General features: G+C 47.8%; 15 protein-coding genes. 8 read left to right on the top strand and 7 right to left on the bottom strand.

The genetic code is table 11. The features are described 5' to 3' along the window. Positions 1-256: 256 nt before the first annotated feature. Positions 257-670: a UPF0149 family protein gene (locus tag KJA68_RS00815; RefSeq protein ID WP_213035026.1), complete on the bottom strand. Its 414-nt coding sequence runs from the start codon at positions 668-670 to the stop codon at positions 257-259. A 370-nt stretch (positions 671-1,040) separates the two neighbouring features. On the opposite strand from KJA68_RS00815, the gene KJA68_RS00810 reads away from it, so the two are divergent. Next, positions 1,041-2,621, top strand: a complete 1,581-nt coding sequence (locus KJA68_RS00810; RefSeq protein ID WP_213035025.1) for a LodA/GoxA family CTQ-dependent oxidase — start codon at positions 1,041-1,043, stop codon at positions 2,619-2,621. Then, entirely contained in the window at positions 2,608-3,774 is a 1,167-nt protein-coding gene (locus tag KJA68_RS00805; protein WP_213035024.1) for an FAD-dependent oxidoreductase, read from the top strand. Before KJA68_RS00810 ends, KJA68_RS00805 begins: the two co-directional genes overlap by 14 nt. Before the next feature lie 987 nt (positions 3,775-4,761). Here the strand turns inward: KJA68_RS00805 and KJA68_RS00800 are convergent. Next, complete coding sequence (locus KJA68_RS00800; protein ID WP_213035023.1) at positions 4,762-5,154, bottom strand: cytochrome-c peroxidase; 393 nt, start codon at positions 5,152-5,154, stop codon at positions 4,762-4,764. Between the two features lie 190 nt (positions 5,155-5,344). On the opposite strand from KJA68_RS00800, the gene chrA reads away from it, so the two are divergent. From chrA to KJA68_RS00780, 4 genes are all read left to right on the top strand, one after another. Continuing rightward, the gene (gene chrA, locus KJA68_RS00795) at positions 5,345-6,709 is read left to right on the top strand and encodes a chromate efflux transporter (RefSeq protein WP_420887614.1); all 1,365 of its coding nucleotides are present in this window, start codon (positions 5,345-5,347) and stop codon (positions 6,707-6,709) included. 223 nt (positions 6,710-6,932) lie between these two features. Next, positions 6,933-7,910, top strand: coding sequence for a phosphate-starvation-inducible PsiE family protein (locus KJA68_RS00790; protein WP_213035022.1), 978 nt, complete (start codon positions 6,933-6,935; stop codon positions 7,908-7,910). After that, positions 7,903-8,571, top strand: a complete 669-nt coding sequence (locus KJA68_RS00785) for a DUF1993 domain-containing protein (RefSeq protein WP_246487008.1) — start codon at positions 7,903-7,905, stop codon at positions 8,569-8,571. The genes KJA68_RS00790 and KJA68_RS00785 overlap by 8 nt, the downstream gene beginning before the upstream one ends. Before the next feature lie 6 nt (positions 8,572-8,577). Next, positions 8,578-8,817, top strand: coding sequence for a hypothetical protein (locus KJA68_RS00780; RefSeq protein ID WP_213035021.1), 240 nt, complete (start codon positions 8,578-8,580; stop codon positions 8,815-8,817). A gap of 250 nt (positions 8,818-9,067) precedes the next feature. Here KJA68_RS00780 and KJA68_RS00775 read toward each other — a convergent pair whose 3' ends face one another. The 4 genes from KJA68_RS00775 to KJA68_RS00760 all read right to left on the bottom strand — a co-directional run bounded on the left by KJA68_RS00775 (position 9,068) and on the right by KJA68_RS00760 (position 12,633). Further along, entirely contained in the window at positions 9,068-9,316 is a 249-nt protein-coding gene (locus tag KJA68_RS00775) for a hypothetical protein (RefSeq protein ID WP_213035020.1), read from the bottom strand. Between the two features lie 187 nt (positions 9,317-9,503). Further along, positions 9,504-10,442 carry a CbbX protein gene (gene cbbX, locus KJA68_RS00770; RefSeq protein WP_213035019.1) on the bottom strand — a complete coding sequence of 313 codons (939 nt, stop codon included), beginning with the start codon at positions 10,440-10,442 and terminating at the stop codon, positions 9,504-9,506. 259 nt (positions 10,443-10,701) lie between these two features. Further along, entirely contained in the window at positions 10,702-11,136 is a 435-nt protein-coding gene (locus tag KJA68_RS00765) for a ribulose bisphosphate carboxylase small subunit (protein ID WP_213035018.1), read from the bottom strand. Between the two features lie 21 nt (positions 11,137-11,157). Then, complete coding sequence (locus tag KJA68_RS00760; RefSeq protein WP_246487007.1) at positions 11,158-12,633, bottom strand: ribulose-bisphosphate carboxylase large subunit; 1,476 nt, start codon at positions 12,631-12,633, stop codon at positions 11,158-11,160. A gap of 601 nt (positions 12,634-13,234) precedes the next feature. Here KJA68_RS00760 and KJA68_RS00755 point away from each other — a divergent pair. Then, on the top strand, positions 13,235-14,569 hold the full coding sequence (locus tag KJA68_RS00755; protein ID WP_213035017.1) for a DUF3422 domain-containing protein: 1,335 nt from the start codon (positions 13,235-13,237) through the stop codon (positions 14,567-14,569). Positions 14,570-14,751: 182 nt separating this feature from the next. Here the strand turns inward: KJA68_RS00755 and KJA68_RS00750 are convergent, their stop codons facing one another. After that, positions 14,752-15,564 (bottom strand): formate/nitrite transporter family protein, encoded by an 813-nt coding sequence (locus KJA68_RS00750; protein ID WP_213035016.1) that lies wholly within the window; start codon positions 15,562-15,564, stop codon positions 14,752-14,754. 456 nt (positions 15,565-16,020) lie between these two features. Between KJA68_RS00750 and KJA68_RS00745 the strand changes: the two genes are divergently transcribed. Beyond that, positions 16,021-17,046, top strand: a complete 1,026-nt coding sequence (locus KJA68_RS00745) for an IS110 family RNA-guided transposase (protein ID WP_213035015.1) — start codon at positions 16,021-16,023, stop codon at positions 17,044-17,046. Positions 17,047-17,561 lie beyond the last annotated feature (515 nt).

The raw sequence follows: 17,561 nt of genomic DNA, 5'->3' as shown, positions 1-17,561 counted from the left end.
TTCGAAAGGATCAGGGGATTTTTTTCCAACATGGCCGGACTGGCACCCAGCAAGATTTTCCAGATTACCCATAACCTGAAATTACCCACAAGCTGAAATTGTTCCATGAAATGAACAGGATATTTCTGCGGCACAGCGGGGTAAATTCTAACCAATTGTTTTTTAGTAATTTAAATTGTGCGCATGAATTAGGCGGGGGTCAAAAATCATTTTGATTCTGGCCACTTAGCTGCGGTTTGACCAGCTCAAGCCCCCATCAATGAAGATTGGCGGCCAGCCCGCAGCACTTCTTGAATTTCTTGCCGCTTCCGCACGGGCATGGGTCGTTGCGTCCCACCTTGGGTTGCATGGATTTGGCGGTTTCACGCTCATATACTGCCTGCCGGAACGGGAGCCAATATTCATAAATTGCCACAACCGCCTCGGGGATCTGCCGTGCAAGCTTGTCGCGGCGAGGTGGAGTTTTGGTCAGCTCATGTTGGTCTGGCCCAAAATCGTCCTTTCCTAAAAGACCAATCGGGCGATACCAGGCCTGCCCTTCCGGGGTGTCCAGCATCGGTTTCCAGTCATTCCAGCATAGCTTCATGCCTTCGACGAAGCCATATGCCCAGCCTTCTGCATCATCGTACTCCTTGCCACGATAGGTACGGGTACACCAGATCGGGAACAATTCGCGACGTTCCTCTACCGTAAGTTGTTCCTGCCTGGGTCGATAGTCGATCTGGCCCAGGTTATGGGCTAATTCCTTAGCGATGGTGGATCTGTCTCATTCCAGTATGCCGACAATCTTGACTGTTCATGTTCTGTCATTTTCAAGGCATAAATCTGATATCGTTCTTCTTGAGTGAGGTGTGTATAGTATATAGTGTCAGAAACATAACAAAAAATGGTGGAACTCTTTGGTTTGGAGCCATAAGATGGGTTCGGGGCCATAACATGCCATCAACACGTAATGTACGTAGATTTACGATATAGAATTAATTACTTAATGGGCGCTCATTCACGGAGTTGCCGGTTGACCCAACATTAGGAGAACATGCATGGCAATTGTCTATAAAATATTTCCTGCGATCGGTATCGCGCGTATCGGTAATAGTGATGCAGATTACTTTCTTGGTCCGGAAAGTCCTGGAATTGCCCCTTCAGGCCCATATCGTGACAAGACACCCGAAAAGAAAATTAAACCTCAGGCTGTCAGGTTTCGTGTCTATCAATTCGAACGAGACGAGTTCGGAAAGGAAAACTGCATACGTGAAGTCACCCTGAAAAAAGGTACATCCATTGAGTGGTCAATTCAACTGGTGAACAGAAAAGCCGCTGGCGGAATATTTCCACCGGGTGGATCAACTGCAACCCCAAGGAACAGGGACTATGACCGATCAGGGCTGGTGATTGATAGCCTGCCGCAATCCATTTCCGGTAAATTATCGTGTGCGAAAGAGTTATCCGGGGAAATCAACTTTATAAAAAACGGCAATATCGAGGGAAACGCTCGCGTCAAGTTAGCAAAAATATCGACCGATAGCAAAGGACGGTTGCTGGTTATTGGCGGTCCGGGCGAATCCAGGTCACCTTTAAATAGTAGTCTATATGGTTTCGCAAATAATGACGGATGGTACGATAGCGTTTCTGATGGTTCAGTTACGGCAACCATCAAAATGGATGGTACTGAACCTGTAATCGCTGAAGGTGGTGCATGGGTGCTTGTTGCACCTCCATCCTATGCTCCAGAGATTGATAATGTTGTTACCTGGTACGATCAAGCGCTGAATGTTGTAGCACGCGACTTTACACCGCAACTAATGTCCAGAGTCCCGTCCTTTACCGCCGATATTTTCCCAATTTTAAAAAGAACGTATTTGTTATCCTGGGTTCTCAAAGGTGGGCAGCGTTATCATGGCGGAGCGGGGAATTTTCTTGATCCGTCCCGGATAAATGCAATGGCAGACAATTCTGATGCAAGTCGCTCGGCACGTGAACGTGTCTTTAATAAACTTGTGCCGCCGAATACTTCGGCTCCACGATCTGAAGTGCTTCCTGATCCTCCTAAAAATATGCCAAGATTGTATAGTGGCGTAGATCCTGATGACCCCAGTCGATATGAATACGCGGCGCTCACGGCATTGCAATACACCATGATGAAGAGATGGGCGGAGGGAAATTTTGTTGCTGATTGGGATGGCGAGCCAAACTTCGTCGAAATAAAAAAACTGCCGCTGGACATGCAACCTGCCGCGCTAACCCGAGCTGCCTTGGAAGCCTGCATCGGGGGCCCCTTTTATCCAGGGATTGAGGCCACCTATTTAATCGCACAGAGAGAAACTTATATTGAGCCATTCCGGATTGACCCGCGACATCCAGCTGGCTTCTTAACGGAACGAATGGCGCTGCCCTGGCAGGCGGATTTCGAAGAGTGCGGTGATTTTTGGTGGCCTGCCCAGAGACCCGTTGAGGTAACTGCAGGCGATGGTAACAGAGTGCCATTTTCACGGGGAGTGAACGGCAAATCGGATATGGTTAAATGGTGGACTGAATTGGGTTTTATTGTTCGTAAAGGTACAAAGTACGTTGAAAGTGAACGTCAGCCAATACCACCAGAACCCATCAATGGTGACTCCTGATATTCAGTTTGATGTTTGTATTTTAGGTGGGGGGCCAGCAGGTTTATCTGCTGCCCTCGCCCTTGCAAGCGTTGGGTTGCAAGTGGCAGTCATCGAAAAAGGTGATTATACCGGCACTCGTTATGGTGAGCATATCTCTCCTTCTGCACTATCTTCTCTGTTGCACATTGGTCTGCCGGCTAACGATGTTCTGGATTGCCCAGCGCACCTTAAGTCTAGTGGGATTCGTTCCTTTTGGTCTGGTGAAGAAAGCCAGACTGATTATCTATTTCACCCCTTCGGTTTTGGGCTAAATCTTTCCAGACCAGAATTTGATCAAAGACTCGCTGAACATGCAATGTCCAAAGGGGTAACCATCCTGACGAATGGTAAATTCCTGCAGTCCTTGCCTACACATGGGGCTTGGTACCTGTTATTCAGAAATCAACATGGCAACGGGAAGTTGCGTTCCAGATTTATCGTGGACGCATCAGGAAGGGGGGCTGTGTTTGCCAGAAACAGGGGCGAGCGCGTCATTCGATTCGACTCTCAAATTGCCATTACGAGAAGATTTGAATCTGCTTCTTCAAGCAAACATGCCAGCATGACCAGTGTGTTAATCGAACCTTGCAGCATTGGGTGGTGGTATTTGTGCTCCCTGTCTTCAGGCACGCTGGTCTGTACTCTTTTTACCGACGCTGATTTATTTAAACGGGGGTGTCACTCTGCAGAATCAGAGTGGGATAACAATATTTCAGAGGCAAAAAACATTCTGGCGCTATTGGCAGATTTCAAGCCAGGCAAAATGTCATTCTGTTCCGCAGCGACTCAACGTTTACCCAAAATTCATGGCGAAAACTGGATTGCCATTGGAGATGCCGCTTTTTCATTTGACCCGTTGTCCGGGCAAGGGATTGTAAAAGGCATCCGGCAGGGTTGGATCCTGGGGTTAGCCGTTGCCAGGTTTCTCGAGGGGGATCGTGAACCTCTACAGAAAGTAATTGAAGACATAGAAAGCATTTTTACTGATTACCTGGGCATTCGGCATGAGTATTATCGACAGGAAAAGCGTTGGGCGGATAGTCAATTTTGGAAGCGTCGGTCAACGCCAATGCGTCCCCGCACCTGGAGCAGTAATGAGATTATGGTATCTCCCGGGTCTAGCTGCTGGTGACTGGGAGTGAAGCATCTTTCCATTGATCTTGGGTAGGGGAGATCTGATTTGGTTTTTAGGATGCGCTGAAGAACTCGGTTCATTTATGTATGTTCAGCGTACCCGATCAGTTTCAATCAATCATCACTAGTTATTCCATTTTATGACCGGATATGACCTGGCTGTACTGTCAATTTTCGCATCTCAGGATAGACGGACTCCCCATCTCGCCAGCATCAGGTTGGCTATTCCGAACACAGAAAATAACTGTACTGTTTTCGTCACCAGAGTGCCTTGCCCTTGTTGATTGCGTTACGGCGGGCCAATGGGACACGACCCCTGGTTGATCAATGTATCCGGCGGCATTGTGGAACTGTATACCAGACAGATCCACCCGCAGTTAATGGGCCATTGCAAATGATCTTTACCATCAATAATTTAGCAGGGTAAAAACTGGTGTGGTTGTCCGGAGATTACCTGGTTTGTCCTTTTGCGCTGGCGAGAGGCGTGCAGACTCTGGGTCATTTTGGGAATGACTTACTATCTTGATTGAAATTCGTGTGACTTGTTCTTGCGTAATTAATTGTTTGATAGTAAAGTAATTTTAATCATGATTCATGGAAGTTACGCATTTTAACTTTCTTGATATACTTGAAAAAGTATTGGGTGCAATTATTTGCAAATGTTGTTTTTGAAAGGGTAATTATGTTTAATGAAAAGAATATGGCTTTATTGGCACCTTATGGGTCTATGAAGTTCACTAAATTGTCTACTAAAGTTGGTGCCAATGCACCAACACCGGCACCGCCACCGTCACCGCCACCGGGTGACGGGAAAACTCTTTAGCATTTTTAAAAATGAATTCAGGTCGGCAGCGTGAAGAGCGCAGCCGACCTGGAAACAGAAAGCCGTATCGCCATCGTTCATAGCGTGTTGCAGGAGCGCGGTCCTTTTCCTTTGCCAATGAAGGCAGAATTCCTGTAAACGCTAAAATCCGGCAGAGAAAGTTTAATTGCTTTCTGCATGAGACGTTGAGAACGCCTGTGGCATCAATACTGGTTCTGAGACGAAATTTGTGGGCTGCTCTCCTGTCAGGCTGTTGAGGAATGCCGTCAGGTTGCGAACTTCCTGATCGTTGAGCATCTTACCGAGCTGAATTTTCCCCATGACCCGTATCGCCTGGGGCAAGGTGGCGACTGAACCGTCATGGAAATAAGGCGGCGTCATGGCGACGTTGCGAAGACTCGGTACTTTGAATACGTACTTGTCGGCAGGTTCTTGTGTAGCAGCGAAACGGCCTTCATCAATGGTCGGGCTGCCTGTATGTTTCCAGTATTCTTCAAAAATTCCGAATTTCTGAAATGAAGAACCCCCGACCCCCACGCCGTTGTGACAGGACACGCAGCCAATTGAAATACATTCTTTGCAATGTCCATGCCGATTACGTTATTCTTCATTTCGGATCCTCCTGTTCAAGTGGTTGGGTTCAGCTTCTCCACTTTGGCACATTGATGCCGTTACAGCGAGGATCCCCTCGTGCCGGTGTGCCACTCCCCGCTGCCGGGGGAGGCGTCCATACCATCTGAACAACATGAATAAATTAGTCACCAGAGAGGACGCGGCAACAGTCTCCATGCCACAACCCGTCGGGTTCTGGCATGCGTTCGTCTTCTGGCTAAAGTTAGGTTTTATCAGCTTTGGTGGTCCTGCCGGGCAGATCTCGATCATGCATCAGGAACTGGTCGAGAACCGACGCTGGATTTCCGAGCGGCGCTTTTTGCACGCGCTTAACTATTGCATGGTTCTACCCGGCCCGGAAGCGCAGCAACTGGCAACCTATATCGGTTGGCTGATGCATAGAACTTGGGGTGGCATCGTTGCTGGTGTGCTATTTGTGCTGCCCTCGCTGTTGATTCTGATTATCCTGTCATGGGTGTACATCGCCTTTGGCGAGATGTCTCTTGTTGCTGGCCTGTTTTATGGCATTAAGCCTGCGGTAACAGCCATCGTTGTGCAGGCTGCGCATCGTATCGGTTTGCGCGCTCTCAAGAACAATTGGCTGTGGGGTATTGCAATTGTTTCTTTCATCGCCATCTTTGCAGCAAATGTCCCTTTTCCGGCTATTGTTGCTGGCGCTGCGTTGCTGGGCTATGCTGGCGGGCGGATTGCACCCGAAAAATTCAGGATTGGCGACGGTCACGGCAAAGCCGGCAAGGCATTTGGCCCTGCAATCATCGATGACAACACGCCGCCTCCAGAGCATGTAAAGTTCCGCTGGTTCCGTTTGTTTCGCGTTGTCGTGGCAGGAGCTTTGTTGTGGCTGGTGCCAATGGGGGCTTTGACTGCGTTCTATGGCTGGAACCATACTTTGACGCAGATGGGATGGTTTTTTACCAAGGGAGCCTTGCTGACCTTCGGCGGGGCTTATGCCGTGTTGCCCTATGTGTACCAGGGTGCGGTGGGTCACTACGCCTGGCTTACACCTACGCAAATGATCGATGGCCTGGCATTGGGTGAAACCACTCCGGGGCCGCTGATCATGGTGGTGGCATTTGTCGGTTTCGTGGGCGGTTACGTCAAGGCGCTGTTTGGGCCGGATGCCTTATTCCTCGCGGGAGCAGTCGCGGCCAGCATTGTGACGTGGTTTACTTTTCTGCCGTCCTTCCTGTTCATTCTGGCGGGGGGGCCACTGGTGGAAAGTACACATAATGAACTCAAGTTTACAGCCCCACTGACGGCCATTACCGCCGCCGTGGTTGGTGTGATTTTGAATCTGGCGTTGTTCTTCGGCTACCACGTCCTTTGGCCAAAGGGATTTAACGGTGGTTTTGATTGGGTTTCGGCTTTGATTGCACTTGGTGCAGCAGTTGCATTGTTCCGTTTCAAGCGCAACGTGATTCATGTGATTGCCGCATGTGCAGGCATCGGCCTGATTCTAAAAACCATGCTTTTGTGACATACGCCATTCAATGGGCTTGCGCGCATCTTTTATGCAGATGTCGCTTTACTGATTCAGCCGTGGGTAGTAGGGCAACCGTTGTATGGTCATGTGGATGATTAAATGGACGTAAATTTAATTCCAGGAATTCCCGTTGCGGGTTAAACAGCGTTCGATCATCACTCCATTTTGTCTGGGCTTATTTCATACACAAGGTGATTTGTTTAAATGAAATAGATGGATGCAGGTTGATCATCTGCGATTTTGCTATCATGCCCATGAAATCCAGGATAAGGAAAAACCGAAATTCCGGGAAATCGTCCCAATTGATCCAGAGAGGGGGCAGACCATGATCAGACTGACCTATGCCAGTACCACTAAACGCGATTGGAGCCCGGAGGATCTGCTGTCCTTGCTGAAACAATGCCGGAAGAATAACGACGCAAACAATATTACCGGAATCCTGCTGTATTCAAAAGGGACGTTTTTCCAGGTGTTGGAAGGCGGGGAAGAGGCCGTGGAAAAGCTTTTCAAGATCATCGAAAAAGATCCGCGCCATCAGGACTGCACGCTCCTTGAAAAACTGAACATCAGCGAACGGTCTTTTCCGTACTGGAGCATGGGATTTGAAAAAATTGATCCCAAGGAGCTCAGTCAGGTAGAAGGGATGAATGATTTTTTCGAGCATGCCTTTAACCCTGCCGGTTTTGCCGCCCATAAAAACATTATCGGCCCATTATTGGCTTATTTGCGCAGCCAGCTGGTAAAGCAGGTGAGTGCCGAAAGCCATGAAGAGCTGCCGATGAAGCATGCAGATCCGTTTATCCGCAATCTGAACCGCACGATACGGATGGGCGTGAAATTCCTGTCCATGTTAATGGTCCTCGTGATCCTGCTTAGCATTCTGGAAGTGGTACATACCATCTGGGTTAAAATCAGTAACTCGCCATATTTCCTGATTAGTACCAACGACCTGCTGCAAACATTCGGTTCTTTTCTGGCAGTTTTGATCGCCATCGAAATTTTTCTGAACATCACGGTTTACATTCGGAGTGACGTAATTCCGGTCAAGCTGGTCATCGCTACGGCATTGATGGCCATTGCCCGAAAAATAATCGTCTTTGACTATACGCATCTAGCTCCGGAATACGTAAGCGCCTCCGCTCTGGTGCTGGTTGCTTTGGGAATAACCTATATTCTGGTTAAAAAACATGACTAGCAGTCTGTCTGATTTTCCCGATCGTTATGAGACAATACCCATTCAGAAATTCTTCAAGTCAAGCGTTGATATTTCATATTTGAATCTGCGTGATGACGTGATGAAATGTAACGAAATCATCGTAATTAACTCATTGAACCGGAAAAATTTTATGACCACTTATATGTACACCACATCTGTCCCTGTTTTCAAACAGTTATTAAACAGCCTGCGCAATATTTTAACCAAGGCAGAAGACTATGCTGCGGAGAAAAAAATTGATCCGACCGTACTCCTGGAGGCCAGGTTATATCCGGACATGTTTCCCTTGATTCGCCAGGTGCAAATTGCCGCCGATTTTGCGAAGAGTGTGTCTGCCCGATTAGCGGGTGTGGAAGTACCGGCGTTTGACGACCATGAAGGAAATTTCACTGAGCTGAAGGAACGGATTGGAAAAACGCTGTTATTTATCGAAAGCCTGACACCCGCGCAATTTGAAGGCAGCGAGACACGGGAAATCGTACTGCGTCCGGGCACACCTAAAGAGAAAAAATTGCTTGGACATGCGTATTTGACCAGCTATGGCTTACCGCAATTTTTTTTCCATGTGACTTCAGCCTATGCGATTCTGCGGCACAATGGCCTGAACGTGGGCAAGGGGGATTATATGGGAACCTTTTAAAATAGAGTGCGTTTAGCTATTGGCGGTGGCTGCCTGATTTTTCATCTCAAGCATGATGTTCTATACCTGGAATTGCTTTCGCAGCTATTTGGAACAATCGATTTGTTGGAATGGATTGCCTGGGTCGTCGATGAGCTTACGGCGGGTGAAGATGCCAGAAGGGCTGGTTTTTTGTATGAATTCTTTATGGATGAAAAACTGGATATCAATGCAGAAACTGCCGCGGCACATCGATGTCATGGTTGATCAGAAGCGGGTGGCTGCCTCCCTCCCTAAGGGTTTGTAGAGCCCAAACTGCACTGGCACGTACGGGATAACCTCCCGAAACCCGGGTGACTCAAAGAACTTCTAAGAATGCTTTCACGTTGCCGCTCCAGACTGCGAAATCCAGTAGTGAAAAATTTTCTTTGCAGACAGTATCTATTTGATTTTTTCTGAGCAGTATTTTCGTCTTCGATAGCTTGAATCTGCTTGTCAATTTCAGGGGGCGTAAGGTTTACCAAAAGCCTGAGAATTCGCTTTTCTCTTCATCCTGTTCCTGACCACTCATGTTTGCATGAGCACTGCGGCTCTCTTTCGTTGCTTTTGGCAGTTCGATTTTGTTCCGTTTGTAGTAGTCCGTTACCAGGCATTCAAGGGCATTGACCATACTTCGATTTTCGCGTTCAGCTATACCTCTAAGAGCCTGCTTAATCCCCAAAGATACGCGCAAGTTCAACGTCTCCGTCTTTAATTCCTTATTCATGGCTACTCCTGCTATTGCAATGTATCCCTACCGCCCGGCCGCAGTATGAGCTTGCGATGCCGCCGCTTTCCGTACTGCGTCGCTTCGATGTCATGCCGCCAGCCGACTTCATTTTTGTAAAAACACGAAATGGAAGCATGAGTATCCGTTTTCCTGACTTTTAACGTACAGGGAATCATGTGCATTTTTATGAGATGGCACCTGCCGTATGATCCAGCTTGCCCTCCAGGAAAACCCGGCTGGCCCGGATATCTTCCGCCTCGATAGTCATCAGATCAATGCTGGTGAGTGTTTTTTTCCCTTGGGTAAATAGCCGGTTGGCCTGGCGTAACCGGGCCCGGTCTAGCGCATTCCTCACCGAGCGGGCATTGGCAAAATATTCCAGTGTCATGCGTAACCGGATGTATTCCTCAAAAGCTTTTTCTCCATCGGGACTGAAGCGGTAGTTTTGTGCTGCCAGCATCAGCTTGGCAATAGCAACCAGTTCATTTGGTCCATAATCCGGAAAATCCACGTGATGCGCGATTCGCGAGCGCATGCCAGGGTTGCTCTGGAAAAACTTGTCCATCCGGTCCTGATATCCGGCCAGAATAACAACCAGGTCATCGCGGTTATTTTCCATCGTCTGTAATAAAATCTCGATGGATTCAGCGCCGTAATCGCGCTCATTTTCCGGTTTATAAAGATAATAGGCTTCGTCGATGAATAAAACGCCTCCCATGGCCCGTTTGATCACTTCTTTGGTTTTTGGTGCAGTGTGCCCAATATACTGGCCCACCAGATCATCCCTTGTTACCGATACCAGATGTCCTTCCCTGACATAGCCAAGACGATGCAATATTTCCGCCATACGCAGCGCCACGGTTGTCTTGCCCGTGCCCGGATTCCCGGTAAAACACATATGCAAGCTTGGCGCGCCAGCAGATAAGCCGATCTGTTTGCGTACACGATCCACAAGGAGCAAGGCGGCAATTTCATTTATGCGGGTTTTTACCGGTTTTAGGCCGATCAGTTCGCGATCCAGCTTGTCCAGTATTTCTCGGATATTGGATTCACGAAATTCAGCATCCAGGTCAATCGATATGCTTTCAACCGGATTCAGGTCTTTTTCAGATGGATTGTTCATAGTGTATCCTTCCTATACAAATGTCCCAGAATTCAGAATGATTCTGTAAAAAAATAAAACTTGATTGATCGATAGGCATGTAGATTCACCCACTCGATCAGCCAACCGATTTCCGGAAGTACTGAGTTTTCCGGATTTCATGGTGATGCATGATTGCCTAGCATTAGCGCTATGGTTTTATTATTTTGTACGGTAGCCGGTATCAAAGATGCAATTTGATTCTCTCCCTTCACCAGAGTGAAGGGAGAGAATTTGGTTGCTAGTATCTTTCCCCTTCTGACTTGTCCGTCGCGTAAGAGTGAATGGTATAACTAATATTTCTTCCTTCCCTCTCCTGACGTACCACACCAAAACCAGGCTCTGATTTGGGGCGGTTAACAATGTATGACATCTTCAGACTTTCCACACCGCGGGTAGAATCAAAAGCCGTCACGCGGATATAGTGATTTGGAAAGGTTTTTCGGCAATTGTTAATCTCGAGCAGAATGCCGGCCGGGTCTTTCAAATCAAACATTGGATTACCGAACATTTCCCAATAGGTATTGCGCGGGTGCGGATCATCCGTATATTCAATCCCGATAGCCCAGTTATGATTCAGCGCATACTTTATCTGTGCGGAAATCTGCTGGTCGGTTAAAGCAGGCAAGAAAGAAAACTGGCCTTGCGTAAGGTGATTCCCTGTATTTGTCATCATGATTTTTTCTCCTGATTACGGTTAAACACTGGACGTGGCTGAAGGTACAAAGTCAGCCGTATCCGTGGATTCATAGTTGAACGTGATATCCTTCCATGTATCCAGCGCCTGCTTGAGAGGTGTGCACCATTTGGCTGCATCTGCAAGAATCTTCGGGCCTTCTGCTACATAATCACGGCCTTCGTTACGCGCCTGAATGATCGCTTCCAGTGCAACACGGTTCGCGGTTGCGCCAGCCTGGATCCCTTGCGGGTGTCCAATGGTTCCGCCACCAAACTGCAGTACCACATCTTCACCGAGATAATCAATTAATTGATGCATCTGGCCTGCATGGATTCCTCCAGATGCAACTGGCATGACTTTCTTGAGCGATGCCCAGTCCTGATCAAAGAATAATCCATGTTCCAGACTTTTTTCAGTCCTGGTTTCACGCAAGGTATCGTAGAATCCTTTAATCATGAGAGGATCGCCTTCGAGCTTACCGACAACCGTACCTGCATGAATGTGATCGACGCCCGCCATACGCATCCACTTGCAAATTACACGGAAATTCATACCGTGATTTTTTTGCCGTGAATAAGTCGAATTACCTGCGCGGTGCAAATGTAAGATCATGTCATTTTTGCGTGCCCATTTTGCCATCGACTGAATCGCAGTGTAGCCAATCACCAGGTCAATCATGATGATGACGGACCCCAGCGATTTGGCGAATTCCGCTCGTTCATACATGTCTTCCATGGTGCCTGCCGTGACATTCAGGTAATGTCCCTTAACTTCGCCTGTGGCGGCAGCTGCCCTGTTCACGCCTTCCATGCAATACAGGAAGCGGTCACGCCAGTGCATGAAAGGTTGAGAATTGATATTCTCGTCATCTTTCATGAAATCAAGGCCGCCTTTCAGGCCTTCATATACAACACGTCCGTAATTCCGGCCAGAAAGTCCCAGCTTGGGTTTGGTCGTGGCACCTAGCAGGGGACGGCCAAATTTGTCCAGGCGTTCACGTTCAACTACGATACCGGTTGCCGGTCCCTGGAATGTCTTGAGATAGGCCACCGGAATGCGCATATCTTCCAGACGCAAAGCTTTAACCGCTTTAAATCCAAATACATTACCAATGATTGAGGCGGTCAGGTTTGCGATTGAACCTTCTTCAAATAAATCGATATCGTAAGCAATATAGGCAAAGTATTGCGCTTCATTTTTTGTGCCAGGGCCTGTATTCGGCACCAGTTCAGAACGATAAGCCTTAGCACGATAAAGCTCGCATGCGGTCAAACGGTCAGTCCATACCACAGTCCAGGTAGCAGTAGAAGATTCACCCGCTACCGCAGCAGCAGCTTCCTCATGATCAACTCCCTCTTGTGGAGTGATACGGAACATGGCGATAACATCCGTGTCTTTGGGCACATAAGATGGTTCCCAGTAACCCATTTTTTTGTATGGTATTACGCCGGATTTGTAACGCTCTTTACCTTCTTTCATTGTTTCAGAAGCCATAATTTTCTCCAGGTCATTGAAAAATACTTGCCGTCAACTTAAGTTTGGAAGCCGGGATCAGCAAGTGGGAGCCATCATAGAATCTGTTATTCATTTATGATAATAATTTATTTTAATTATTATCATTGACTAAAATCTATGGAAAGTGATTCAGGAATTTTTATGTATCACGGAATTTTTGGTACTTAAAGAGCCAATCAGCGTACCCTTGAGGCAAACAGAAGGTTTTGTAAAAAACAAGGATATTGCAGACACAATACCAGATGATCCTATACTTTTAACGGAAATTAGAGATAGGTGATCTTTGGGATTTTTGCATTCAGGGGCAGATGAACATTCTGGCTGGTTGTGCTGCGCAGAAACCTATGGGTATGGATGCAAATGGAAAAATGAAATCTGGAATTTTCGCTTCTATTGCATACATGCAGCTCATAGTGAATGTTGTGCCCACGCACGGGTGCGTGGTTTGACATAGTTGAACAAAGTTGCGGTGCCCGGTCATTATGGACTATGAATTGTCATTTTCTCGGTGTCTTTGACCTGGCACTAGAACCTTGGTACATTCAATTTCTATTCATAACTCACTTGTTATTTGACCCGCATGCACTCAAGTATCAATTCCGATTCGGCCGATTTGCTGCCTGACAACGATCCGCAACGTGTTTTGCTGCACAATGAGGTGCATGCCCGGCCTAGTCAGCGCATCCGCTTACCTGCGTTAGTGATTTATGTTGTGGTGATTAATGCAGGTATCACGCGCGAACAGGAATGCGATCATTTGCGTCACCTTCCAGGACAGCAGACGTTGATGCTCGAACAATTGCAGAATAATTTTCTGCGTCTGCGATTGCCTGGATATACCTTGCGCTGGGAGCGTCATACTGAATTCACAAGGTATACGCTGGTGCAGCATTTACCGGAAGTGGCTCAATTGGGAGCAACGGATCCGGAATTGCTTTCTTGTCTGGCGTTACCGCGAGGATGGCTGGCTGAAATTCCTGGCCGCACTTTTGCCGCGGTCAAGCTGGCATTGGTGTCTGGTGATCTGAATCAGCCTGATGAATTGCTCATGCAGGCACGCAAGTGGTTTGGCGGAAACCCTGTGGTGGCTTCGTTGATCGGCAGAGAAGGGCACTCATTGGCTGTGACGGATTTTATGTTGCGCCCCAGCGGATTTGAACGCATGCTGGTGATCATGCCGGCTGATGCATCCGAGACGCGCGCAGGGCGTATTTCGCAGCGTCTGCTGGAGATTGAAACTTACCGGTTGATGGCTTTGCGCGGTTTACCTGTAACCAAACAGCTTATTCCCGAATTGACCAGTGCTGAGCAGCAGTTAGCCGAAATTACCGCACAATTGGAAAATAAGGCGGCTTCCGATCAAGAATTATTGGATACCCTGATTTCCCTGGCCACGCGCGTTGAGCGTGCGACGGTAGAACATGCCTATCGTTTTGCTGCGACGCAAGCTTATAGCAAGCTGGTCACGCAACGCATCGCTGAACTCTGGGAACAAGCCTTGCCGGGCACGCAAACCATCGGGGTGTTCATGCAACGGCGTCTTTCCCCGGCAATCGCAACGGTTGAGGCGACCGCGCAGCGCATGAGTTATTTATCCGCACGCGTTTCACGCGCCAGTGCCTTGCTGCGCACGCGTGTCGATATTTTGACTGAAGCGCAGAATCAGCAATTGCTGGAAAAATTATCGCGCGGGCAGGAATTGCAATTGAGGTTGCAAAGTACTGTCGAAGGTTTGTCGATCGCGGCGATTTCGTATTATGTCATCAGCTTGCTATTGTATGTGAGCAAAGCCGCTAAGGCGGCCGGTTTGCCGATTCATCCGGAACTGGCAACCGGATTCATGGTTCCGGTCGTGATATGGGTAGTTTGGCGTACCACGCGGCGTATTCACGATAAGTTTTTCAAACCGCATTAGCAGATAGCGCCGATTCAAATAGACGTGCAAGGTCTGATTGAAGAATACCTGATTGGGTATTTGTTAAAAACTGCAATAATTGCAAAAAATTCACTGCAATTTTACAGTAGCGCAAAACCCGCATTTATTCTATTGTGACGGCCATCATTCCAATGGCCGTCAAATTGATGCGCCACAACTGCCTACAATTGGCCATGTTTATTTGCTCTGCCATAGGTCGCATATAAGAGCATGCCGGTAAAAATCGAACCTCCAATTAAATTTCCCAAAGTGACCGGAACTTGATTCCAGAACCACCATTGATAAACGCTGATATCAGCACCCAATAGAATTGCGGCAGGTATTACAAACATATTAACGACACAATGTTCAAATCCTAGTGCAAAAAATGTCATGATTGGCAGCCAGGGAGCAATTATTTTTCCAATAGTTGACGTAGAGATCAAGCCTAACACTACCCCTAAAGTCACCATCCAGTTACAAAGGATGCCATTGATCAAAGCAGCGAGCCAGCCGATGGAACCTGCGTGCTGGTAAGCAAGCGTTTTAGCCTGGGCAACCGCAATAATTTTTTCTGTCAAGCGGCCACCCGGGACTGGCGAAGCTCCAGTCAGTGTCAAGGCCAGCAACACAGCAAAAAACAGGCTGCCCAACAAATTTCCTAGAAAAACCCAGCACCAGTTTCGTAACATTTCTCTGCTACTTATTTTCCCATCCGCGACACTCATTGGTAGCAACGCGAAGCTGCCTGTAACCAATTCCAATCCGAGCAGCACGATCATCACGAAGCCGACAGGGAATATTACGCCCATTGTCAGTGCCGCCGCGCCTCCCGTAAATCCATCTGAGACCTTGAATGCAAGTGCAGTCGCAAAACCCAACAGTACTCCGGAAAGAAACCCTCGAAGCAACATGTCCAGAACACTGAGAGATGCTTTTATTTCTCCCACAACAATAAGTTGTTTAATTAACTTGATAGGTTGTACGTAATCCATTTTCGTCACCTTTACGCCATGCGCATAATTTCCATGGCTAAGAGAATATTCAAGGCAGCCGTGACTGCCATGCCGGAAGAAACAGCCACACACAAACTAAAATCTGAATCAGTTCATTGATTATGATGCTTGGTTATAAGCAATATTAATGCCATAATTTTTTTCAATTTAAATCAATAGGTTGTTGTATAGATATTGTGAATTAAATTTGGCTTGCACGATGATAGTGCCATTGCTGTCGAAAAATGCCTGCAATTGGTGCGCTTACAAAAAATGACGGCAGGAAAGGACCGGCGGATTCAAGTTTGAAGTACAATTTTGAGAGACGCAGGTCAGGTAGGTTGGATGGGGGTTTCCTGAATTTTGTAATGGAATGGACGCCTACTTCCAGAAACGGCATCAAGGTGCCAAAGTAGTGGTTCGTTGAGACCACTAAAACTGAAAGGGGCGTCTGTCATGAATATTACTACGATAGGCCTGGATTTGGCCAAAGATGTTTTCCAGGTGCATGCTGCAGATGCGCAGGGCAAGACAGTGCTGCGCAAGCAGCTACGTTGGAGCGAGATGGCAAAGTTCTTTGCTAATTTAAAACCTTGCCTGATTGGCATGGAGGCATGCGGTGGTGCACATCATTGGGCAAGAAAGCTGGAGGAGTTTGGTCATACGGTCAAACTCATGGCACCGCAGTTTGTGAAGCCGTATGTGAAGACCAACAAGAATGATGCAGCCGATGCGGAAGCTATCAGCGAGGCCGTGAATCGGCGCAATATGCGATTTGTACCCATTAAAAACGTTGAGCAGCAAGCGATTCTATCGGTACATCGGGCGAGGCAAGGCTTCGTGAAAGCCAGAACGGCACACGGCAACCAGATCAGAGGATTGCTCTTGGAGTTCGGCATCGTAGTCCCGAAAGGAATTACTGCCGTTGCCAAGCGCATACCGGAGATTCTGGAGGATGCCGAGAATGGGTTGCCTGGCACGATACGGAAACTCCTTGAGCGCCTGACCGACAGCCTGAAAGAAATGGACCGTCAGGTAAGGGAATTGGAAGTGCAGATCAAATACTGGCATCAAGAGAATGAAGCCAGTCAGCGACTGGAAGCTGTGCCTGGTATTGGACCCATCACGGCGAGCGCCATTGTGGCAAGTGTTGGCGATGCCAGAGAATTCAAGAATGCTCGCCAGATGGCGGCGTGGATGGGACTAGTTCCAAAACAGAACTCCAGTGGCGGCAAGCAAACACTGCTCGGTATCAGTAAGCGAGGAGATACTTTTCTGCGCACATTGCTGATACACGGCGCAAGGGCCGTCATACGTGTTGCTGAGAACAAAGCGGAGCCCGATGGCTGGCTCAAGAAATTGATGGCGCGGCGCAACAAGAACATTGCCGCCGTGGTGCTGGCGAACAAAAATGCCAGAATTGTATGGGCGCTATTGGTAAAGGACGGAATATTCCGCCCTGATCACACTGCGTCAGCATAAGCTGCCACAGCGTGACCGAGACGGCTGGGTAAGACGGTGTTGGCGACCATGCTCATCCATTGCGAAATTAAGGAGTAGTTCTACCGATTGCACAGGCAATCATGAAATGATGGCAAGATAGGTTAGACCGTGACCAGATAACTCCGGCGTTTACACCGATCATAAAGATCGCTTTTGTGATGGGAGCACTGGTCAGCAAATTCCATCAGGGATAGAAGCAATGCGCTTCACACAAAATCCGGATGTATGGCTGCAATCTGTACCTTCTCAAAATCGTGGATTGAAAGTTTGGCAAAAGTGGGCGTCCATGTATGTAAACGGATAAGCCGCCCTGTATTGACTTATGTATATCCTCTTTCAGAGAACACGATAGAACTCATAATCTAATCTGTCTGGTAAAGTGGGGCAATCACCTGCATCAATCATTGCTGCAGGCTGTAAAAATGAAAAATATCCACCCAAGGTGAGGGAGCTTAAATTTCAGTGTGGTTAACTGCAATGCAGAGAATAGGTTT

Source organism: Candidatus Nitrotoga fabula (assembly GCF_905221025.1).
Classification (GTDB): Bacteria; Pseudomonadota; Gammaproteobacteria; order Burkholderiales; family Gallionellaceae; genus Nitrotoga; species Nitrotoga fabula.
Note: the sequence above shows the minus strand (reverse complement) of the source record. Positions and strands in the feature narration are given on the sequence as shown.